Below are 19,928 nucleotides of genomic sequence, written 5' to 3'. Positions count from 1 at the left end.
TCAAGGCGCCGCCGTTCCGTCGTCCATGACGCTGTCGATGAACGTGCCGATCAGGCGCTTCAGCACCGTGAGCGACGGAAGGTCCATCAGCATGGCGATGTAGCCGCGGATGTTGCGGTCTTGAACGGTGAAGTTGATGTAGAGAAAGAGGACCAGCCCATCGGCGCCTGCCTCGCCGGAGAGATCGAACAGATCCTGTCCGGAACCTTCGGACACTTCGGGCAGCGACATGTTCAGCGACTGGCGCAGCATGTTCGCCATGGAAGCGAGACAGCCGTTCAGAATGATGTTGCCGGTTTCCGCCAGCGCCTCGCGCTCCATCTCGGCCAGCTCGGCTTCGTTCAGCGTATCTCCGGCGACCGCACGCACCAGATGGATGGAGGAGGAACGGGGAAAGATCAGCATCGCGCCGCCGGAGAACGCGCCCTCGAAATTCTGATGGACCGCGATCAGCCCTTCGGTTTCCCGTTCGGAGATCAGCGAGGAGGCCATGGCGCGGCTCATCGCCTCCACTGCCGGGATCGACAGGATGACCTCGCGCCCGACCATCTTGCGCAGCGCGGCGGCGGCGCGGCTGACGCCGATATTCACAAGTTCGGTCAGGGCATCGCGTTCCAGCTCGTCCAGGATCGGCGCGATCCCGCCCGTGGCGTCCGACCCAGCCCCCTGGGCGTTGCCGGCGTGATGCTCGGTGTCGGTGATCATGTGGTCTGGCTGGCGGCGCGCAGTCGCAGAGCCGCGCCGGACAGGAACGGACGCAGCGCCTCTTCCGTCACGGGTTTGGCGACGAACGCGGCGTTGGCGGCGCGGGCGCGGGCCACGATCTCGTCCTGGATGTTGGCCGTGATCACCGCGATCGGCATGGAAGGATAGTCCGCCCGAAGCTCTGCGGCCAGAACCAGCCCGTCCTTGCCCGGCATGTTGAAATCCACCAGCACCACATCCACCCCGCCGGCGGCCACGAGCGACAGCGCCTCGTCGGCATTGCCGGCTTCCAGACGTTGCCAGTCCGGTTGCAGCGCGTTCACCGTTTTCCATGCGACGATGCGGGCGAGTTTGCTGTCATCGACGATCAGAACGGTGGTCGGCATCGAACGGAACTCCAGCGCGGCCCGGACAAGGAAGCCGATCAGTAAAGCATCCCGCCCGTGCGCACGCCACGGTGGCGCCGCCAGCGGCCAGGACGAGACGACGCACGCGGCAACGCATCAGCGGTCGAAAGCCGCACGTACGGTGGCGGACAGAAGCGCGATGCCATAGGGCTTGGGCAGAAGAGCGGCGCCATCCACCAGCAACGCCTCCTGGCCACCGGTGTTGCGCGCATCCCCGCTGGTGAACACCACCTTCAGACCGGGGCGGCGCCGCCTGGCCTCGATCGCCAGCGCGCGCCCGTCCATGCCGGGCATGACGATATCGGTGAACAAGAGGGCCACCTGTTCATGGTCGTCCAGCAAGCGCATCGCCTCGGCCGCGGTTCCCGCTTCCAGAACGCCGTATCCCAGTTCGCGCAGACCCAGGGCTGCGAGTTCCCGCACGCGGCGGTCGTCTTCCACCACCAGCACCATTTCGTCCGCCCGGCCGGGGGACACCGCCTCGCGGACGGGGATCGGGGCGGGCGCCGTCGTGGTCTCGTCGAGACGCGGCAGAAACAACCGGACGCAGGTGCCGCGCCCGGGTTCGGACCGGATCCGCAGTTGGCCGGCGGAATGCGTCACCGCGCCCAGGACCTGGTTCAGCCCCAACCCGGTGCCCGCCCCGGCGCGCTTGGTGGTGAAGAACGGGTCGAGCACGCGCGCGGCCAGTTCCGGCGACATGCCGCAGCCGGTATCCATCACCTGCAACAACACGTAATGCCCCGGCGCGATCGCTTCCGCGTTCTTCGCGTCGGTTATGGAAACGTTGCCGGTTTCCACCACGAGATGCCCGGCGCCGTTCATGGCGTCGCGCGCATTCACCGCCAGGTTCAGCAAAGCGTTCTCGAGCTGGCTCGGATCGGCATGGACGCGCCACAGGTCCTGGAACAAACGCAGCTCCAGCACGATCGCCTCGCCGATCGTACGACGCAGCAGGTCGTCCATGCCCTGCACCATCGCGTTCAGGTCGAGCGATGCGAGCGCCAGCGGCTGATGGCGGGAAAACGCCATCAGCCGCTGCGTCAGGCTGCCGGCGCGCTGGGCGCCGTCCATGGCGGCGTCCACGAACCGGCCGATATCGGGATCGTTCTTGCGCAGACGGCGCTGCACCAGCTCCAGCGCACCGATCACCACCGCCAGCATGTTGTTGAAATCATGCGCGATACCGCCGGTGAGCTGGCCCAGCGCGTCCATCTTCTGGAGCTGGCGCACCTGTTCCTCGGCCAGGGCGCGCCGCTCCTCCGCGCCCGTGAACGCCAGCCGGCTGTTGCGCAGGTCCGAGGCGGCGGAAACGGCCTCACCCACCAGGCGGGCGTTGGTGCCCAGAAGCGTTTCCTCCGTGCGCCGGGCGGCGTCGATATCCTCGATCATCGCCACGGCGCCGGTGATGGCGCCCCGATCGTCGCGAATGGCGCCGCCGGTGACGCGCACCCAATGCCGGGCGCCGTCTTCGCCCGGACGGAGCGCTTCCAGGACCGGCCGTTCCTCGCCCGCCAGGGAACGGGCCAGAGGATGGGCGCCGGGAGGAACCCGGCTGTTGTCGGCGAAGCGGAAATCCCAGTCGGCATAGTCCGCGATCCGGGCGGAGCGCGGCCAGTCCGGGCCGAACAAGCGGTCGCAGGCGGAATTCGCCAGCACCAGTCGTCCGGACGGCGCTTCCGCGACGACGATGCCGATCGCCACCGTGTTGAACACGGCCCGCAGGCGGTTCTCGCTCTGCTCCAGCGCAACGCCGGTGCGGCGCGTCTCGGTTCGATCGGCGAGAACCTTCAGGAAACCGGTCGCGACATCTGCCGAATCACGGATCGGCACCAGAAGGCTGCTGCCCCAGAAACCGCTTCCGTCGCGCCGCGGATGCCAGCGTTGATGCCGGGCGCGCCCGTCGCGCAGCGCTTGCTCGAACTCGCGCTCCGGCACGCCGCCCGCGCGGTCTTCGGGCGTGAACAACGCTTCGGTGCCGGCACCAAGCATCTCGCTCTCGCGCCGGCCGAACAAGGCGGTCGCACCCGGGCTCCATTCGACGATCCGCCGGGCGGTGTCGAACACGATGAAGGCGCGATCCTCGGCACCGTCCAGAAGGGCGCGGAAACGATGCTCGCTGGACGACGGGGCGGGCGGCCCGCGCAGCACCTGTTCCAGGGCGTGAACCGCATCGGCTTGCGTGCGGAAACGCCCTGCCGCGACCGCTTCCGCGATCAGGTCGCCGAGCGCAGAGGAAGGGGAAGCGTTCGGGCCCGGGAACCGCACCATAACGTTCGATACTGCAACGATATCGGGGAAACAATGCTCTTTATGCGGGAGAATCTTTCGATGTGTTGCCGTTGTCGTCCTGCAACGTCGGCAAGAGCCACCGCGCGACGAAGGGGTGCCCGCCGCCGCCCAGAATGCGGGGTCGAAACAACAACAGAAGCTGCATCACCGCGCCGTGCGGCAACCCGGCTCCGTCCAGATCGACGGTCGCCCGGCGCCCGGCTGCCCGCTCCGCGCACAGGAAGCGCCAAAGCGGCTCGGCATCCTCCACCAGGGACGGAGCCGACAGCGTCGCCACGCCATTCGACACGCGAACGCTCATGCGGCCGGCTCCTGTCGCGACAAGAGTTGCGCCGGGTCCAGCACCATCAGAACGCGCCCATCCGGGCCGGTTGCCGTTCCCGCGACTCCGGGAATGCCGGACAGCACCCCGTCCAGCGCGCGCACCAACAGATCGGCCCGCGCCGAAACGCGGTCCACGCGCAATCCGACCGGGCGGTCCCGGTCGCGGAGCACCAGAACCGGCCCATCGGCCGATCCGGTTTCGGACAGACCCAGCAGCGGCGCGAGCGGGAGCAGCGGCACCACCTGGTCGCGCAGGGTGAAGGCGCTGGCCGAGCCGACCGCGACCAGCATCTCCGGCCGGGGTCGCACGATCTCGCGCACGCTGCCGGCCGGAACCGCGACACGTTCGCCTCCGGTCTCGCACAACAGCGCCGTGGTGATCGACAGGGCGCGCGGCAGGCTGATCCGCACGGCGGTCCCTTCGCCCGGCCGGCTGCTCAGCGACACGCGCCCCCCCGCCTCTTCCACCGCGCCGCGCACCGCATCCATGCCGACGCCGCGACCGGACAGTTCGGTCACGGCGGACGCGGTGGAAAATCCGGGCAGAAACAACAGGTCGAGACAGCCTGCGGAATCCAGCGCCGCCAGCCTCGCCGGATCGAGCAGGCCGCGTTCGGCGGCGATCGCCCGGATGCGTTCCGGATCGATCCCGGCCCCGTCATCCTCCACCGCGACCGTCACGGTTTCGCCGGCGGCTTCCGCCCGCAGCACGATCCGCCCGCACTCCGGCTTGCCGGCCGCCCGCCGCATGTCCGCCGATTCGATACCGTGGCCGACCGCGTTGCGGAGCATATGCACCAGCGGTTCGAACAACCGCTCCACCAGGGTGCGATCCAGCTCCACCCCGCCGCCCTGCACCGTCAATGCGACGGTCTTGTTTTCGGCAGCGGCGATGTCGCGCACCAGACGCGGCAAACGGCGGAACAACGGCTCCAGCGGCGCCAGACGCAACCCGGCGGCTTCCCGGTGCAGGGCACGGGCGACGCGGTCGATCTCGGCGAACGCCGTCGCCAGCGCATGCAGATCCCGGTCGCCGCCCTCGGCCGCCCGTTCGCCCAGCAGCGCACCCAGACGGTTGCGCGCCACCAGCAGCTCCCCGGCCAGATCCACCACCCCGTCGAGACGCGCGGCATCCACCCGCACCAGGCGTGCACCGCCTCCGTCCGCTTCCGCCAGGGCGGCCTCCGCCGGCACGGGAACGATCTCGATCTGGTCCGGCACTGTGCGGAAGGCATGGCGCAGCGCCTCGGCGGACGCCGTGCTGAGCAGGGTCGCCATCAGAACGCAGCGGAACGGATCCGACAGAACCCCTTCCGCATCCGGCACCGCCTCCAGCCGTAGCGCAACCGGCTCCGGCACCGCCGACAACAGCGCCATCGGGTCGTCGCCGAGAAAGAAGCAGTCCGGCACCGGGCGATACCGCACCGCGTGCAGGACGCGTCCGTCGCGATGTTCGCGCCGCACGGTCTCGGCCTCGTTCGCCAGCAGGGCGGCCATCCAGTCCGGCGTTGCGCTGTCCGCCTCGTTCCGCACCGGCACGATGTCGGCCGGCGGAGCATGGCGTCCGGGCAGAGCGCGAATCAGCGACGCCGCCAGACCGGCCGCATCGGGCGGCAAGGCGCCGCCGCGCTCGATCGCATCGAACCAGCTTTCGCACGCGCTGAGACTGTTCAGCAGGGCATCGAACGGCAGGATGCGCTGCCCGGGATCGTCGCGCAGCAGGCCGAGAGCGTCCTCGGAAGCATGCAGCAGCTCGCCCATCGGCCTGAGATCGAACAGCCCGGTCGACCCTTTCAGCGTGTGCACGGCGCGAAAGGCGCGATCCAGAACCTCCCGGTCCAACGCCATACCCGGCGGCGTCCGTTCCAGGATCAGCAGCGCATCCGCAGCGTCCTGGATCAGCTCCCGCCCTTCGAACAGGAATTGCGGCAGCAGCTCGTCCGTCATCGCCCGTTCTCCGGCGGACGTTGCGCGACCACGGCCTCGGCAAAGCGCCGCTGGGTGAAGCGCGTCGAGATCCGGCTCATCGATTCCGTGTGTCCCAGGCACACGAAGCCGCCGGGCAGCAGAGCGTCGAACAGAAGATCGGCGGCGCGTGCGCGTGAATCGTCGTCGAAATAGATCAGCATGTTGCGGCAGAAGATCAGGTCGAACCGTCCCTGCGCCGCCACCGACGCGGCATCCACCAGATTGGCGGTGGTGAACCGCACAGATTCGCGAAGGTCGCCGATGATCTGCCAGGTGTCGCGGTCGAGCGGCTCGAAATAGGCATGCAGCACCCGCGGCGGCAGACGATTCAGCGCCCTCGTGCCGTAGCGCCCGATCCGCGCAGTTTCCAGCGCCGCCGTGTCGATGTCGGAGCCGACGATCTCGATGTTGTAGGCATCCACGAGAGGCCAGTTCTCCAGCAGCCAGAGGGCGATGGAATAGGACTCTTCCCCCGTGGAACACGGCGCGGACCAGATCCGCACCAGATCGCCCGGACCGCGCCTCCGCACCAGCTCGGGCAGGATCGATTGGCCCAGGCAGCGCAGCTGGTGCTCTTCGCGATAGAAATAGGTCTCGTTCACCGTGATGCTGTTCACCAGACGTTCGGCCTCGGCCTCGTCGGCGGCGAGACGGGCCAGATAGGCCGACACGGTGCGCGACTCCGTGCGTCGCATGCGGTCGTTCAGGCGGCGCTCGATGAAATAGCGCTTGCCTTCGCCGTAGCTCATGCCGGTGCGGCGGTAGATGAAGCCGCAAAGCTGATCCAGCTCCGTCGCGGACAAGGGCGTCTGCTCGCTCACGGCAGCAGCGCCATCAGCTGCGCCGGTATCTCGTCCAGCGGCGCCACGATCTGCGCACCGCCGGCCCGGACCAGCTCGCCCGGCATGCCCCAGACCACCGCGCTCTCCTCGCTTTCGGCGATGGTGCGCCCACCCGAGGCCGCCAGCAGGCAGAGCGCGTCGGCGCCGTCATTGCCCATGCCGGTCATCAGGATGCCGGTCAAACGCGACGGGCCGAGCTCGATCATGGCCGAGCGCACCAGACGGTCCACGCTGGGGTGCCAGGGACCGGCGCCGGGCGGCGCCGCCATCGCCATCTCGACGCCGTCCCGGCGCGACACGATCAGATCCGCATCGCCGCGCGCGATGCACACCAGCCCGGGGCGCAACGGCAGCGGCTCGCGCGCTTCCAGGACCTCCAACGCGCAGAGCCGGTTCAGACGGCGTGCCAGCGCGGCGGTGAAGGAAGCGGGCATGTGCTGCGCCACCAGAACCGGCCAGGGGAAATCCGCTGGCAGGGCGCCCAGCAGCACGTCGAGCGCGGGCGGCCCCCCGGTGGAACAGCCCACCAGCACCACCCCGTCCGCCGGGCCGCGCGCGGGCGGCAACGGCACGGTCGACGGTCCGGCCGGGGCGTGGCGCTGCGCCGTCGCGGACGGCGGCTTGCGCGTGCGCAGACGCACCCGTTCGGTCAAACGCCGGGCGCGGCTCACCCGCGTGCGCGCGGCACCACGCACCTTGTCCAGCAGCACCGGCGCCAGGGTCTCCATCGACAAGGAGATCGCTCCCCCCGGCTTGGGCACGAAATCCACCGCCCCCGCGGCAAGCGCCTGCAACGTCACCTCCGCCCCGGCCTCGGTCAGGGACGACACCATCACCACCGGACAGGGCCGTTCCAGCATGATCCGGTCGAGACAGCGCAAACCGTCCATGCGCGGCATCTGCACATCCAGCGTCACCACATCCGGCCGGAAGGCATGGAGTTGAACCAGCGCCTCCTCGCCGTCGCGGGCGAAGGCAAGCTCGAACGCGCCGTCCCCGCCGAACACCTGGCCCATCAGGCGCCGCATCAACGCGGAATCGTCCACCACCAGCAGCCGGATCATGCACCGGCCCCTTGCAGCGCAGCGGCAAGATCGGCCGCCACGCCGCGCAACACGGCGTCGGGGTCGAGCAGCAGAACCGGCGCGTCGCTCCCATGTCCGCCCGGCGTCGCCACGCGGTCGAACGATCCCTCCGCACCGAAACCGGGCGCGGGGGACAGGGTTCCGGCGGGAAACCCGGCCAGCGACAGGGTCGCCTCCACGGCGATCCCGAGCGGAACCGTGTTCGCCATCACCACCACGATGCGGCGCTCCCGGTCCTGCCCCGGTCCGGCGCCGAGCCGCATCGCCTGGTCGATCACCGGCAGAACCCGGCCGCGCAGGCTGATCACGCCGTCCACGAAACCGGGCGCGTTGGGCAAACGGGTCAGCCGGCCCGGATGCCGCACCACCTCGCGCACGCAGGACAAGGGCAGGCCGTAGCGTTCGCCGCCGAGCCGCACCAGCAGAACCCGTTCGACCGCCTCCGCCGGTTCCGGCGTAGCTGCTTCCACGCCAATGCGCGGCAGAACCACCGCGCTGTCGCGCAACAACCGGTTCTGGTCCAGAAGCTGCACCAGCCGGGTGCCGTTCTCCAGACGGCACAGCCCCGCCACGCGGGCTTCCGCGCCTTGTCCGCGCTGCAACAGCGGCGGGACCGCGTCGATGGCGGCGGGATCGACATGAAGGATGCCGCTCACGCCCTCCACGGCGAGGCCGCACAGATGGCCGCCGGTTCGCAGCACGACGAGGCGGGTCGTCGTCCGGCGCGCCCTGCCGAGCAGAACGGCACCGCTCAGCACCGGCAGCGGCAAACGCCGCCATGCGATCACCCCCAGCATCGCCGCATCGCAATCCGGCACCGGCTGCGGCGCGGCCGGGCCGTCATCCGCGAGCGTCGTCACCGCATCCACGGCCGAGAGCGGCAGGGCGAAGTCCTGGCCGCCGATCCGGAACAGCAGCAACGCCACGCGGCGATCCGCCAGCAACGACTCGGTCCCGCGCGATCCGGCAGGATTCGGTTCGGAGCGGGCGGCTTCTCGTTCGGTCGCGCTGCCGCCCGGCGCGAACGAGGCAGGCAACAGCGTGGCCGGGTCGACGGCGCGCGCTTCCTCCACACGGCCGGGAAGCACCGCATCCACCAGAAGCCCGATCCGCTGTCCGCCGCGTGCGATCACGACGAGGCGCGCGGCGGCTCTCGTCGTCGCGACGCCGCCCAGCAGAACGGCGAGCGACGCCACCGGCAGCACCTGCCCGCGCAGATTGGCCAGTCCCAGCAAGGCCGGCGGCGCGTGGGGCACACGCGTCAGCGGGAGCGGACGCAGAATCTCCAGAACAGACCGGAGTGGAAACCGGACGATGTCGTGCCCGGCCGACACGCAAAGACCCGCCTGCGCGAGCGGAAGCGGCGCAGCGGAAGAGTCCGGCGCCATCGCGGCGGATCGCGCGTGGTCAGACGACGGACGCACGCAGCTCGTCGGCGAGGCTGGCGATCTCCTCGATCGCGGCGGCCAGATCCTCGGCCCCGCGCGCCTGCTGCCGTGCCGCCGTGGTGGCCTCGCCGGCGGCGTCGCTGGCTTCGGCGGCGGTGGACGCGATGCGCTCGGTGCCGGCCAGAACCTCACGCACCGTGCCGAGAACGCTGTCCGCGCCGCGCAGAACCTCGCTGGCGCCGTCGCGCAGGGCGTCCATCTCGGTTTCGACCTGGTCCAGACGCTCCAGGCTGCCGGTCTGGCGGCCGGTCTCGCCGCGCGCACCGAACTCGAGCTGCTCCATCTCCGCCCGGACGATGGCGATCTGGTCGCGGATGTCCCGCATCACGTCCTTCATGCGGTCGGCATTGGCGGCGCTGTCGCGGGCCAGCGCGCGGATGTCGGCGGACACGATCGAGAAACCCTGGCCGGACGCGCCGGCACGCGCGGCCTCCACGGCGCCGCTCACCGCCAGCATGTTGGTCTGCACCGCGACGAGGGCGATGGCGTCGACGATCTTCTCGATCCGGCGGGCGGTCGCATCCAGAGCGGCCACGTCACGCGCGATGGCGCCGGTTTCCCCGGCCGCGATGCCCACGCTGTCGGCCAGACGCCGCATCGCGTCGCGGCCTTGCGCGAACAAGGGCGCGATCGCCTCCAGGCGCGCCGCCTCGTCGGAGGCTTCGGTCTTCATCAAGGCGGCGGCGCGTTCGATCTGCGCCATGGCGGAAGCGGATTGCCGCGCCGCCGATGCCTGCGCTTCGGCCCCGCGACCGATCTGGTCGATCGCCAGCAGGATCTCGCCGGCAGCCCCGCTCAGTTCCTGCACGGTGGCCGACAGCTCCTCGGCGGAGGACGCCACGATCTGCACCGCGCTGGCGCCGTCATGCAGGGTCTCGCTGGTCAGCGCCAGCGCTTCGGCGGTCTGCTGGCTTTGTTCCAGCGCCTGGCTCTGCTGCTGCACGGCACGCTGCGCTTCGGCGGTGGCGGAGGATTGCTGCTCGGCGGCGATGGCGACCTGTTCGGCGCCGAGCCCGATCTCGCGGCCGCCATTCTCGGCCGAGATGGCGGCATCCAGGATCGCGCGCGAGCCTTCGGCGATCCGTTCCAGATCGCGCCGCACGGCCTCCAGCGTCCCGTTGACGCTGCGCCCGCGCTGCGCTTCCGCCTGTGCCCGCTCCGCGGTGTCGCGGATCCGGGCGGCGATGCCGCGCACGCCCTCGGCGATGGCAGCGACCAGCGTCTGCACGTCGCGCGCGCTGTGTTCGGAGGTTTCCGCGAAGGCGCGGACCTCGTCCGCCACCACGGCGAAGCCGCGCCCGTGTTCGCCGGCCCGTTCCGCCTCGATCGCCGCGTTCAGCGCCAGAAGATTGGTCTGGTCGGAAATCTCGCCGACCACGCGGGTGATCTGGTCGACGCGACCGGCCTGTGCTTCCAGCGCGCCGATGCGCGCCACGGCGGCAAGCTGGCGCTCGGCATGTTCGCTTACCGCGGCGACGGACGCATCCACCTGCGCCGAAACCTCGATCAGCAGCCCCTGCAAGGCGCCGGTGCGGTTGCGCGCGCCTTCCGCGCGGGTGCGGGAGTGGTTGAAGATGAGGCCCAGCTCGTCCACGGCGGTGCGGGACCGCGCGGCGGCATCGGCGGCGTGTTCGGCGGCGCCGGCGATCTGGTCCAGGGCGCGACGGAGCTGTTCGGCGGCGGCGGAGGCTTCGGCAAGCCCGGCGGCGAGCTCCTCGGTCGCCGCGCCGATGCGCTCGGCGGCCTTTTCCTGACGCAGCCGCGACCGGTCCTGGGCGCGCCGGCGGGCGGCGGTCGGCGCGGGGGCGTCGGTGGCTCGGTTCGCGAAACCGCGTGCGCCCAGCTCGGTCGTCTTCACCAGGGCCATGCGGATCTCCGGAAACACCGTTTCCGCCGATACACCGGATGGGCCGGGGACGGAAGTGGACCGCCACGCAGCGCCCGGTGCCGTGATTTTTGCAACGAAAGCTCTCCGGAGATTTTTGACAAATCGTGTTTCCGGCTCGGCAATCGTCGTCGAACCCACGCGAGTAACGATTTTGTAACGACTTTGACGCGTGGTGGCGAATCCTATACCGTCATTTCCGAGCTTGACGAGGCTGTGTCGGATTTCGAACCAAGCTGGCGAATCCGACGAGATTCGCCCATGCCGGGATTTGGAATCATGCGCAGACCCATCTTTCTCGGCATCGACCCCGCTCTTTCGGTTGAAGATCATTCCGATGCTGCAACACTGTTTGCCCGGACCGGTGGAAACACCGGCAATCTCGCCTTCCTGAACGCCGTCCGGTCTCATCTGGGCGGAGACGTGACCGCGCTGCCGTTGGGCGCAGCGCGACGCGACATCCGGGCGGCGGGCGATGTGCTCGTGGTGCCGCTGGCCAATCAGCTCGGCGCGCACACCGATCTCGGCGACTGGGCCAATTGGTTCACCGATTATGGCCTGCCGGTGATCGGCATCGGCCTGGGCGCGCAGGCGCTCAAGCAGGGCGAGGCGATCAAGCTGTCGGACGGCACGGCACGCTGGCTGGCGACCCTGGCCAGATTGTCGCCGGGCAACGGCCCGGCCCTCGGCCTGCGTGGCGCGTTCACCGCCGATCAGATCGCCCGGGCCGGTTTCCCCGACATCGCCACCGTCACCGGCTGCCCGTCCAACTTCACCAGCGTCGACAATCCTGCCGACGTGCTGGCCGAAGGTTACAAGCGCCGTCCGCAGCGGATCGCGGTGAATGCAGGCATTCCGTTCCTGCCGGCGTTGGCCAGGGTGGAGCGCATGCTGGTGCCGCTCGCGACCGGGGAGCGCGACTACATCGTTCAGCATGGGCTGGAGATGATCCGGATCGCTTACGGCGAGTTCGACCTGATCTCTCCGGGCGAACTCGAGCTCACCCACCGATACATCATGCCGGACCAGGACCTCGACACCTTCAAGAGCTGGTGCCGGACCCACGCCGTGGCGCTGAACAGCGTCCAGGGCTGGATGAATCACGTCAGGCAGTTCGATTTCGTGGTCGGAACGCGCTTCCACGGCGCCATGCTGGCGATCCAGGCCGGCGTGCCGGCAGGCTGCATCACCATCGACAGCCGCACGGAAGAGATGTGCCAGACCATGGGCATCCCGTACTGCAACTATCGCAAGATCGACGGGCTCACGCGCGATACCGTGCTGGATTTCTTCCCCTTCGATCCTGACAACTATCGCGAAACCCGCCGGACGCTGCTGGACCGCTATCTGAAGATCTACGCCGACGCCGATATCGCCATCAGCGACCATCTGCGCGCGGTGTCGCGCGCGACCTGAGCGGCCGCGCGACGGCGAGGCCCGCGTCAGGCCGCCTGGAGTTTGATCTCGCGCAGCCGCTCCATCAGGTAGTCATGCGCGGTGATCGGTTCGGGGAAATGGTCGCCCTCCGCGCCGATGCAGCCGGGCAGGCTGCGGATCACGTATTCCATGTTCGGCGCCAGGAAGAACGGCATCGAGTAGCGCGAGCGTCCGGCCCCGGCCCCGGCCGGGTTGTTCACCCGATGGGTGGTGGACGGATACACCCGGTTGGTGAGGCGCTGCAGCATGTCGCCCACATTCACCACCAGCGTGCCCGGCTCCGCCTCGATCGGCAGCCAGGCGCCGTCCCGGGTCAGGATCTCCAGGCCGGATTCGGTGGCGCCGACCAGAAGCGTGATCAGCGAGATGTCCTCATGCGCCTCGGCGCGCACGGCGGGCAGATCCTTCGGGTCGATCGGCGGATAATGCAGCGCGCGCAGGATGGAATCGCCGTGATCCACCACGTCGCGGAAGAAATCGGGCTGGAGGCCGAGATCGGAGGCGATCGCCGACAGGACGATGCCCCCGGCGTTCTCCATGGACGCGAACAAGGCTTCCGCATGGGTGCGGAACTCCGGCATCCCGGCCGGCCAGAGATTGGGTCGCAGCACCGGATCGCCGTTCGGTCCCGGCTCGCGGCCGATATGGAAGAACTCCTTCAGGTCGGGGATCGTGCTGGTGCGCGCGGTCTCGACCTTGAAGCCGACATAGCCGCGCCCGCCGCCGCCGGCGGTGGTGACGGCGCAGCGCCGCTTTTCCCCTTCGTCCTGCGCGAAGAAGCGCGCGAAGGCGGCATAGGCGTCGGCGATCACCGCGTCGTCGATGCCGTGATGGCTGAAGCAGCAGAAACCGAAGCGGCGATAGGCCGCACCCAGCTCGGCGACGAAGGCGTCCCGTTCCGTTCGGAAACGGCGCAGGTCCAGGGTCGGAACGCGGTCCATCACAGCAATCCCTTCAAACGCAGCAGGCCGATGGCGGCGATGGTGGTCATGCAGACGATCTCGCCGTCGCGGATCATCCGCTCCACCTCCGCCAAAGGAAAGACGCGGGAGATCATGTCCTGCTCGGTGTGCTCCCGGTCGGTCCCGGCTTCGCGCAGATCGGTGGCCAGAAACAGATGGCCCTTCTGCGAACAGAAGCCGGGTCCCTGATACAGGATGCCGACATGCCGCATCTCGGCGGCGACGAGGCCGGTCTCCTCCTGCAACTCGCCGTTGGCGATCTGCTCCGGCGCGGCGTCGGGGCGTTCCTCCCACATGCCCATGGGCAGCTCCCAGAGGCGCTGGCCGATCGGGTAGCGGAACTGTTCCACCAGGGCGAGGGTCGGCGCGCCGTCCGCGCCGATGCCGAGCGGCGCCACCACCACGAAATCCTCGCGCTCCACAACACCGTAGAGCCCGTCCGAGCCGTCGGGGCGGCGGATGACGTCCTCGCGCAGACGCAGCCAGCGGTTCTGATAGGCGATCCTGCTCGACAATGTGAGGTAGCCGCCGCTTGTCCGCATGGGCTCTGTGCTCCACAGCTTGTGTTGCGTTGCAGCGTGGCAGGGTAGACCAGCCCGGATCGATTCAGAACCGGGCAGCGTTCGAACCTGCCGCCGCGGCGTCCTGTTCCGTTCATGACGCCCGCCGGGAGAGTTCGAAGCGTGTCCGAAACCTCCTCGCGCCATCGCGACGCCGTCCGGATCGCGGGCACGGTGTTCTTTACCCTGCTGGCCTATATCTCCATCGGCCTCCCTTTGGCGGTGATCCCGTCCTTCACCCATACGGGGATCGGCTTCGACGTGGTGCTGGCGGGCCTCGCCGTCAGCCTGCAATATCTGGCCACCTTCGCGTCGCGGGGCCTCGCCGGACATATCGTCGACAGCATGGGCGCGCGGCGTTCGGTGCTGCTGGGGCTGATCCTGCTGGTGCTGGCCGGCGTGCTCACCGCGGCGGCGGGGGCCCTGGCGGCGACGCCATGGCTGGCGCTGGGGGCGCTGCTCCTGTCGCGTCTGGCGCTGGGCGCATCGGAAAGCTGCACGGGCACGGGCTGCATCACCTGGGCCATCGGCCTGGTGGGGCCGGCGCGCACGGCGCAGGTGATCTCGTTCAACGGCATCGCCTCCTATGGCGGCATCGCCCTGGGCGCGCCGCTGGGGCTCGCCCTGGCCGGCGGCCATCTGGCGCGCGGGCTGGAATCGGTCGGCGTGCTGACCGCCGTTCTGGGCGTGTTCGGCTTTCTGCTCGCCCGGACGCGCCCGGCGGTGCCGCCGTCCGGCGGCGGCGCCTCGGTGCGGTTCTGGCGCATCCTGCGCACGGTGTCGCCGTTCGGCGCGGCCCTGGGCCTGGCCTCGGTCGGGTTCGGCGTGATCGCCACCTTCATCACCCTGTTCTACGACCAGCAGGGCTGGCATCGCCCCGGCGTGGCGCAATCCGGCCCGTTCGGCGCCGGCACGGCGTTGTCCGTGTTCGGCATCGCCTTCATCCTGGCGCGCGTGTTCTTCGTGAACCAGATCGGCCGGCGCGGCGGCGTGGCGGTGACGATCGCCTCCCTGTGGGTCGAGATCGCCGGGCTGCTGCTGATCTGGCTGTCGCCGGCTCCGGTGGTGGCGGTTCTGGGCTGCGGGCTCGCCGGGGCCGGGTTCGCGTTGGTGTTCCCGGCCATGGGCGTGCTGGCGGTGGATCGCGTCGGGCCCGGCAGCCGCGGCTCGGCGATCGGCGCCTACAGCGTGTTCCTGGACGTCTCGCTGGGGCTCAGCGGGCCGGTGCTCGGCGTGATCTCCAAGGGGTTCGGCTATGCCTCGCTGTTCCTGTGCGCGGCCCTGGCCAATGCGGCGGCGCTGTGCCTGTGCCTGTGGCTGCGCCGCAGCCTACCGCCCCGGCAAACGCTCGGTTAGGCTGTCCGCCGTCCCGTCACCCTTCAGGAGGTTCGTTCCGCGATGCCGACCCGCTTTGCCTCCGTGGCCGTGTTTCTGGGCTCCCGCTTCGGTAGCAACCCGGCCTTCCGCGCGGCGGCCGAACAGTGCGGCCGCGCTCTGGCCGAGGCCGGCATCCGGCTGATCTACGGCGGCGGGGATGTGGGTCTGATGGGCGCCGTGGCGGATGCCGCGCTGGCCTCCGGCGGCGCCGTGTCCGGCGTGATCCCGCATTTCCTGAAGACGCGCGAGGTGATGCACCAGGGCGTCACCGATCTGGTCGTCACCGATTCCATGCATACCCGCAAGCAGAAGATGTTCGCCGATGCGGACGCGTTCTTCATCCTGCCGGGCGGGCTCGGCACGTTCGACGAGTTCTTCGAGATCCTGACCTGGAAGCAGCTTCGCCTGCACGACAAGCCGATCCTGATCGTGGACGTGGCCGGCTGGGGCGACACGCTGGTGGCGACGATCGACCGCGCCATCGCCGACGGTTTCGCCGATCCCTCCGCCCGCACCCTGTTCGAGCCCGTGGCGGGCGTGGACGCGGCGCTGGCGCGTCTGGCCGAATTGTCGCGCACGGCTGAACCCGCCCAGACCGCCGATCCCGCCATGCTGTGAACGCCGGACTGCCCGTCGCATCATCGCGCTGTCACACGGTCTTGCGTTCGGCCGGACGCCCCTGTATGAACCCGCCGCAGCCGGAGTGTAGCTCAGCCTGGTAGAGCACTGTGTTCGGGACGCAGGGGCCGGAGGTTCGAATCCTCTCACTCCGACCATTCGAAAAGCCCCCTCTCGCGAGGGGGCTTTTTCGTTTCCGGCGCCCCGATTAAATTACATGATGATATTTAATCGTCACCCTAACGCCAGCCGCCCAGCTCGCGCCTGACCAGACGCTCCAGCAGGGCGATCGCGTCGGGGCTGTCGTTCAGGCATGGGATGGTCGCGAAACGCTCGCCGCCGGCGTGCTCGAACGCCTCGCGCAGCTCGTTGCCGATCTCGTCCAGCGTCTCGATGCAGTCGGCCATGAAGCCGGGCGTGATGACCGCGATGCGCTTGATGCCGTTGGCGGCCAGTTTGAGCACCTTGGGCTCGGTATAGGGGCCGAGCCAGCGTGTGGGGCCGAAGCGGGACTGGAAGGTGAGCGGCAGTTCCTGCGGCGTCATGCGCAGTTCCTCGCGCAGCGCGTTCATGGTGCGCGCACATTCCGTCACGTAGGGATCGCCGCGCTGGACGTATTCCACCGGCAGGCCGTGGAAGGAGGCGATCAGCACCTCGGGGATCCAGTCCAGCTCGCCCAGGCGTTTGCGGACGCTGGCCGCCAGGGCCTGGATGTAGTCCGGGTCGTCCGGAAAGGAGGGGACGGTGCGGATGGCGGGCTGGCGGCGCAGGCGCATCAGGGCGCGGAAGGCCTGGTCGTTGGCGGTGGCCGTGGTGGTGGCGGAATATTGCGGATAAAGCGGCAGGAGCACGATGCGGTCGCAGCCGCGCGCGATCAGCCGGTCGATCGCGCTGGCGGTGCTGGGCGAGCCGTAGCGCATGCCCCATTCCACCGGGATGTTGTCGGCGGCGAGGCGGCCTTCGAGCTGTTCTGCCTGGGAGCGCGTGTAGGTGCGGAGCGGGCTTTCGTCCCGCTCGGTGTTCCAGATGCGCTTGTAGTTGGCGGCGCTCTTGCGCGGGCGCGTCACCAGGACGATGCCGCGCAGGATCGGCTGCCAGATCAGCGGGTTGGCCTCGATCACGCGCCGGTCGGACAGGAACTCGGTCAGGTACCGGCGGACGGACGGCGTGTCCGTGCCGTCTGGAGTGCCGAGATTGACCAGCAGGATGCCGGCCGTGCCGGGACGCACGGTTTCGGCCGCCGTGCCGCGATTGCCGGTGCGGATGTTCCGGGCGTCGATGAAGCTCATGGTCCCTTCAACTACCCCAAAACCCCCCGGTTGCGTAACAAGCTCACAACCGGGTTTCCAAAGGGCAAGCCCTTTGGCGGGGCTTGGGGCAGAGCCCAAACCCCTGCGTCAAACTACTCCGCCGCCTGCAACGGCGCCGACTCGCCACCGGCCTCCGCGGCCATCCGCGCCAGCGATGCCCTGACCCCTGCCTCCCAGGCCGGATCGGCGGCGCGGAAATGCGCCATCTGCCGCTCGACGATCGCGTCCGGTACGCCCTGCATGGCGCCTGCGATGTTGTCGAAGAAGCGCTGGCGCTGCGCCGCATCGAACATGCGGAACAGGTTGCCCGGCTGGGTGTAGTCGTCGTTGCCGGCGCGGTGGTCGTAGTAGCCAGCGTCGCCGTCGATGCGCAGCGGCGGCTCCTTGGCGGACGGCGCTTCCACCGGGCCGTTGAACGAGTTCGGCTCGTAATAGGCATCGGTGCCGCGCGGGGCGTCGAAGCGCATCGGGCCGTCGGCATGGTAGGAATGCACGGCGACGCGCGGGCGGTTGACCGGCAGCGCCTCGTAATGCGTGCCGACGCGGTAGCGATGCGCGTCCGCGTAGGCGAACAGCCGGGCCTGCAGCACCTTGTCGGGCGAGTAGCCGATGCCCGGCACGATGTTGGACGGCGAGAACGAGGACTGCTCGATCTCGGCGAAGTAGTGTTCCGGGTTGCGGTTCAGCTCCACCACGCCGACCTCGATCAGCGGGTAGTCCGCGTGCGGCCAGACCTTGGTCAGGTCGAACGGGTTGTAGGGCGTGTCGAGCGCTTCGGCTTCCGGCATGATCTGCACGCAGACGCGCCAGCGCGGGAAGTCGCCGCGTTCGATCGCCTCGTAGAGATCGCGCTGGGCGCTTTCGCGATCCTCCGCGATCACCGCGTTGGCCTCCGCGTTGGTCCAGTGCTTGTGGCCCTGCATCGACTTAAAGTGGAACTTCACCCAGAAGCGCTCGCCGTCGTCGTTCCAGAACGAGAAGGTGTGGCTGCCGTAGCCGTTCAGGAAGCGATAACCCTGCGGCAGGCCGCGATCGCTCATCAGGATCGCCACCTGGTGCAGGCTTTCCGGCGACAGCGACCAGAAATCCCACATCGCGGTCGGCGAGCGCATGTTGGTGCGCGGATGGCGCTTCTGGGTGCGGATGAAGTCCGGGAACTTCATCGGGTCGCGGATGAAGAACACCGGGGTGTTGTTGCCGACCAGATCCCAGTTGCCCTCGTCGGTGTAGAACTTCACCGAGAAGCCACGCACGTCGCGCTCGGCATCGGCCGCGCCGCGCTCGCCGGCCACGGTGGAGAAGCGCATCAGCAGATCGGTCTGCTTGCCGACGACGCCGAACAGGCTGGCCTTGGTGTAGCGGCTGATGTCGTGCGTGACGGTGAAGGTGCCGTAGGCGCCGGAGCCCTTGGCGTGCACCACGCGCTCCGGAATCCGCTCGCGGTTCTGATGGGCGAGCTTTTCCAGCAGCTGGTAGTTCTGCAGCAGCAGCGGGCCGCGCGGACCGGCGCTGAGGCTGTTCTGGTTGTCGGGCACCGGCGCGCCGGCGGTGGTGGTCAGCGTGGGGCGGACGATGTCGCTCATCGCGGGAAACTCCTCGGGCGGCGCGTCTGACCCGGAGGCCGACGCGTGATGGAGGTGTGATGCCGTGCGGGCGGAGATAAGTGAAATCGATCGTTCTTAACGGGATGATAGGAAGTCTCTATATGTCGGTGGCATCGACGTCTTGAAGGATCTTGCCCACATGGCGACTCTCCACTTGGCCGGTTTGTCCCTGCGCGATCTGGAATATGCGCTGGCCGTGGCGGAGCTGAACCATTTCGGGCGTGCGGCGGAGCGCTGCGGCGTGAGCCAGCCGGGGTTGAGCGAGCAGATCCGCAAGCTGGAGGCGCTGCTCGGCACGCCCTTATTCGAGCGCGGGCGAGGCGGAGTGAGCCCGACGGCGGCGGGACAGCTTCTGTTGAAGCAGATCGCCGTGGTGGTGCGCGATGCGCGTGCGCTTCTGGAGATGGCGCACAGCCAGACCGGCGCCCTGAACGGACGCGTCGATCTGGGCGTGATCCCGACCCTGGGGCCGTACTATGTGCCTCTGGTGTTGCGCGAACTGCGCCGACATTTCCCCGAGCTGGTGCTGCGTCTGCAGGAGCACCAGACGACGCAGCTCGTGGAGTCTCTGTCGCGCTTCACGCTGGATGCGGCTCTGGTGGCGTTGCCGGTGGAGGCGGAGGGGTTGACCGCCGAGCCCTTGTTCTTCGAGCCGTTCCGGGTGCTGCTGCCGCAGGATCATGCCCTGGCCGGGCGCGAGCGGATCGCAGTGCGCGATCTGGATGGCGGAGACCTGCTGCTGCTGGAGGAAGGGCATTGCCTGCGCGACCAGGCGGTGTCGCTGTGCCATGTGTCGGGCAAGGCGGAGGGGAACGCGCCGCCGCGCTTCGCCACCAGTCTGGAGATGCTGCGCCATATGGTGGCGGCGGGGGAGGGGTTCTCCCTGATGCCGGCTCTGGCGACGCGGGAGGCGGCCGAGCTGAACGGGCTCGTGCATCAGCGCCCGCTGGCCGATCCCGAGGCGGGGCGCACCATCGGGCTGGTGTGGCGCGCGACCGATCCGCGCGAGCCGGATTTCCGGCGTTTCGCGGCGCTTTTGCGGGAGAATGCGCCGCGGGGGACGGTGGCGGTGGGGTAGAAGCCTTCTTTTTCTGAAGAAAAAGA

The 19,928-nt window shown here is 69.2% G+C and carries 17 protein-coding genes and 1 tRNA gene; 5 read left to right on the top strand and 13 right to left on the bottom strand.

Annotation, left to right across the window (positions count from 1 at the left end; genetic code table 11):
* The 9 genes from ACZ5BM_RS09130 to ACZ5BM_RS09090 all read right to left on the bottom strand — a co-directional run bounded on the left by ACZ5BM_RS09130 (position 1) and on the right by ACZ5BM_RS09090 (position 10,938).
* Positions 1 to 705, bottom strand: coding sequence for a hypothetical protein (locus tag ACZ5BM_RS09130; protein WP_498907591.1), 705 nt, complete (start codon positions 703 to 705; stop codon positions 1 to 3).
* Entirely contained in the window at positions 702 to 1,091 is a 390-nt protein-coding gene (locus tag ACZ5BM_RS09125; protein ID WP_498907590.1) for a response regulator transcription factor, read from the bottom strand. The genes ACZ5BM_RS09130 and ACZ5BM_RS09125 overlap by 4 nt, the downstream gene beginning before the upstream one ends.
* A 117-nt stretch (positions 1,092 to 1,208) precedes the next feature.
* The gene (locus ACZ5BM_RS09120; RefSeq protein ID WP_498907589.1) at positions 1,209 to 3,383 is read right to left on the bottom strand and encodes a PAS domain-containing hybrid sensor histidine kinase/response regulator family protein; all 2,175 of its coding nucleotides are present in this window, start codon (positions 3,381 to 3,383) and stop codon (positions 1,209 to 1,211) included.
* Positions 3,384 to 3,423: 40 nt separating this feature from the next.
* Positions 3,424 to 3,705: a hypothetical protein gene (locus ACZ5BM_RS09115; protein WP_498907588.1), complete on the bottom strand. Its 282-nt coding sequence runs from the start codon at positions 3,703 to 3,705 to the stop codon at positions 3,424 to 3,426.
* Positions 3,702 to 5,675 carry a chemotaxis protein CheA gene (locus tag ACZ5BM_RS09110; RefSeq protein ID WP_498907587.1) on the bottom strand — a complete coding sequence of 658 codons (1,974 nt, stop codon included), beginning with the start codon at positions 5,673 to 5,675 and terminating at the stop codon, positions 3,702 to 3,704. The genes ACZ5BM_RS09115 and ACZ5BM_RS09110 overlap by 4 nt, the downstream gene beginning before the upstream one ends.
* Complete coding sequence (locus ACZ5BM_RS09105; RefSeq protein ID WP_498907586.1) at positions 5,672 to 6,517, bottom strand: CheR family methyltransferase; 846 nt, start codon at positions 6,515 to 6,517, stop codon at positions 5,672 to 5,674. The genes ACZ5BM_RS09110 and ACZ5BM_RS09105 overlap by 4 nt, the downstream gene beginning before the upstream one ends.
* Complete coding sequence (gene cheB, locus ACZ5BM_RS09100; protein WP_498907585.1) at positions 6,514 to 7,602, bottom strand: chemotaxis protein CheB; 1,089 nt, start codon at positions 7,600 to 7,602, stop codon at positions 6,514 to 6,516. The genes ACZ5BM_RS09105 and cheB overlap by 4 nt, the downstream gene beginning before the upstream one ends.
* The gene (locus ACZ5BM_RS09095) at positions 7,599 to 9,011 is read right to left on the bottom strand and encodes a chemotaxis protein CheW (protein ID WP_498907584.1); all 1,413 of its coding nucleotides are present in this window, start codon (positions 9,009 to 9,011) and stop codon (positions 7,599 to 7,601) included. The genes cheB and ACZ5BM_RS09095 overlap by 4 nt, the downstream gene beginning before the upstream one ends.
* 19 nt (positions 9,012 to 9,030) lie before the next feature.
* Positions 9,031 to 10,938 carry a methyl-accepting chemotaxis protein gene (locus ACZ5BM_RS09090; protein WP_498907583.1) on the bottom strand — a complete coding sequence of 636 codons (1,908 nt, stop codon included), beginning with the start codon at positions 10,936 to 10,938 and terminating at the stop codon, positions 9,031 to 9,033.
* Between the two features lie 297 nt (positions 10,939 to 11,235).
* Here ACZ5BM_RS09090 and ACZ5BM_RS09085 point away from each other — a divergent pair, with 297 nt between their 5' ends.
* Positions 11,236 to 12,372 carry a polysaccharide pyruvyl transferase family protein gene (locus tag ACZ5BM_RS09085; protein WP_498907582.1) on the top strand — a complete coding sequence of 379 codons (1,137 nt, stop codon included), beginning with the start codon at positions 11,236 to 11,238 and terminating at the stop codon, positions 12,370 to 12,372.
* A 26-nt stretch (positions 12,373 to 12,398) separates the two neighbouring features.
* Here the strand turns inward: ACZ5BM_RS09085 and ACZ5BM_RS09080 are convergent, their stop codons facing one another.
* Entirely contained in the window at positions 12,399 to 13,334 is a 936-nt protein-coding gene (locus ACZ5BM_RS09080; protein WP_498907581.1) for an isopenicillin N synthase family dioxygenase, read from the bottom strand.
* Complete coding sequence (locus ACZ5BM_RS09075) at positions 13,334 to 13,897, bottom strand: NUDIX hydrolase (RefSeq protein ID WP_498907580.1); 564 nt, start codon at positions 13,895 to 13,897, stop codon at positions 13,334 to 13,336. The genes ACZ5BM_RS09080 and ACZ5BM_RS09075 overlap by 1 nt, the downstream gene beginning before the upstream one ends.
* A 141-nt stretch (positions 13,898 to 14,038) precedes the next feature.
* On the opposite strand from ACZ5BM_RS09075, the gene ACZ5BM_RS09070 reads away from it, so the two are divergent.
* The 3 genes from ACZ5BM_RS09070 (at position 14,039) to ACZ5BM_RS09060 (ending at position 16,068) form a co-directional block, all read left to right on the top strand.
* The gene (locus ACZ5BM_RS09070; RefSeq protein WP_498907579.1) at positions 14,039 to 15,271 is read left to right on the top strand and encodes an MFS transporter; all 1,233 of its coding nucleotides are present in this window, start codon (positions 14,039 to 14,041) and stop codon (positions 15,269 to 15,271) included.
* 42 nt (positions 15,272 to 15,313) lie between these two features.
* Positions 15,314 to 15,910: an LOG family protein gene (locus tag ACZ5BM_RS09065; protein ID WP_498907578.1), complete on the top strand. Its 597-nt coding sequence runs from the start codon at positions 15,314 to 15,316 to the stop codon at positions 15,908 to 15,910.
* Between the two features lie 81 nt (positions 15,911 to 15,991).
* Positions 15,992 to 16,068, top strand: a tRNA-Pro gene (locus tag ACZ5BM_RS09060).
* A gap of 81 nt (positions 16,069 to 16,149) precedes the next feature.
* Here ACZ5BM_RS09060 and hemH read toward each other — a convergent pair.
* Together hemH and ACZ5BM_RS09050 are read right to left on the bottom strand one after the other, a co-directional pair.
* Positions 16,150 to 17,199, bottom strand: coding sequence for a ferrochelatase (gene hemH, locus ACZ5BM_RS09055; RefSeq protein ID WP_498907577.1), 1,050 nt, complete (start codon positions 17,197 to 17,199; stop codon positions 16,150 to 16,152).
* 113 nt (positions 17,200 to 17,312) lie between these two features.
* Entirely contained in the window at positions 17,313 to 18,803 is a 1,491-nt protein-coding gene (locus ACZ5BM_RS09050) for a catalase (protein WP_498907576.1), read from the bottom strand.
* Between the two features lie 160 nt (positions 18,804 to 18,963).
* Between ACZ5BM_RS09050 and ACZ5BM_RS09045 the strand changes: the two genes are divergently transcribed.
* Entirely contained in the window at positions 18,964 to 19,902 is a 939-nt protein-coding gene (locus ACZ5BM_RS09045; protein ID WP_498907575.1) for a LysR substrate-binding domain-containing protein, read from the top strand.
* The last annotated feature ends 26 nt before the right edge of the window (positions 19,903 to 19,928 follow it).

The sequence above is a fragment of the Lichenicola sp. GTC18331 genome (assembly GCF_055386855.1).
The sequence above is the reverse complement of the archived record's forward strand: the minus strand, read 5'-3'. Positions and strand labels throughout refer to the sequence as shown.

Coding starts and splice junctions, on each gene's coding strand:
- ACZ5BM_RS09075 (WP_498907580.1), bottom strand. CDS start 13,897: ATGCGGACAAGCGGCGGCTACCTCACATTGTCGAGCAGGATCGCCTAT.
- ACZ5BM_RS09115 (WP_498907588.1), bottom strand. CDS start 3,705: ATGAGCGTTCGCGTGTCGAATGGCGTGGCGACGCTGTCGGCTCCGTCC.
- ACZ5BM_RS09095 (WP_498907584.1), bottom strand. CDS start 9,011: ATGGCGCCGGACTCTTCCGCTGCGCCGCTTCCGCTCGCGCAGGCGGGT.
- ACZ5BM_RS09110 (WP_498907587.1), bottom strand. CDS start 5,675: ATGACGGACGAGCTGCTGCCGCAATTCCTGTTCGAAGGGCGGGAGCTG.
- hemH (WP_498907577.1), bottom strand. CDS start 17,199: ATGAGCTTCATCGACGCCCGGAACATCCGCACCGGCAATCGCGGCACG.
- ACZ5BM_RS09065 (WP_498907578.1), top strand. CDS start 15,314: ATGCCGACCCGCTTTGCCTCCGTGGCCGTGTTTCTGGGCTCCCGCTTC.
- ACZ5BM_RS09125 (WP_498907590.1), bottom strand. CDS start 1,091: ATGCCGACCACCGTTCTGATCGTCGATGACAGCAAACTCGCCCGCATC.
- ACZ5BM_RS09050 (WP_498907576.1), bottom strand. CDS start 18,803: ATGAGCGACATCGTCCGCCCCACGCTGACCACCACCGCCGGCGCGCCG.
- cheB (WP_498907585.1), bottom strand. CDS start 7,602: ATGATCCGGCTGCTGGTGGTGGACGATTCCGCGTTGATGCGGCGCCTG.
- ACZ5BM_RS09120 (WP_498907589.1), bottom strand. CDS start 3,383: ATGGTGCGGTTCCCGGGCCCGAACGCTTCCCCTTCCTCTGCGCTCGGC.
- ACZ5BM_RS09080 (WP_498907581.1), bottom strand. CDS start 13,334: ATGGACCGCGTTCCGACCCTGGACCTGCGCCGTTTCCGAACGGAACGG.
- ACZ5BM_RS09085 (WP_498907582.1), top strand. CDS start 11,236: ATGCGCAGACCCATCTTTCTCGGCATCGACCCCGCTCTTTCGGTTGAA.
- ACZ5BM_RS09130 (WP_498907591.1), bottom strand. CDS start 705: ATGATCACCGACACCGAGCATCACGCCGGCAACGCCCAGGGGGCTGGG.
- ACZ5BM_RS09045 (WP_498907575.1), top strand. CDS start 18,964: ATGGCGACTCTCCACTTGGCCGGTTTGTCCCTGCGCGATCTGGAATAT.
- ACZ5BM_RS09090 (WP_498907583.1), bottom strand. CDS start 10,938: ATGGCCCTGGTGAAGACGACCGAGCTGGGCGCACGCGGTTTCGCGAAC.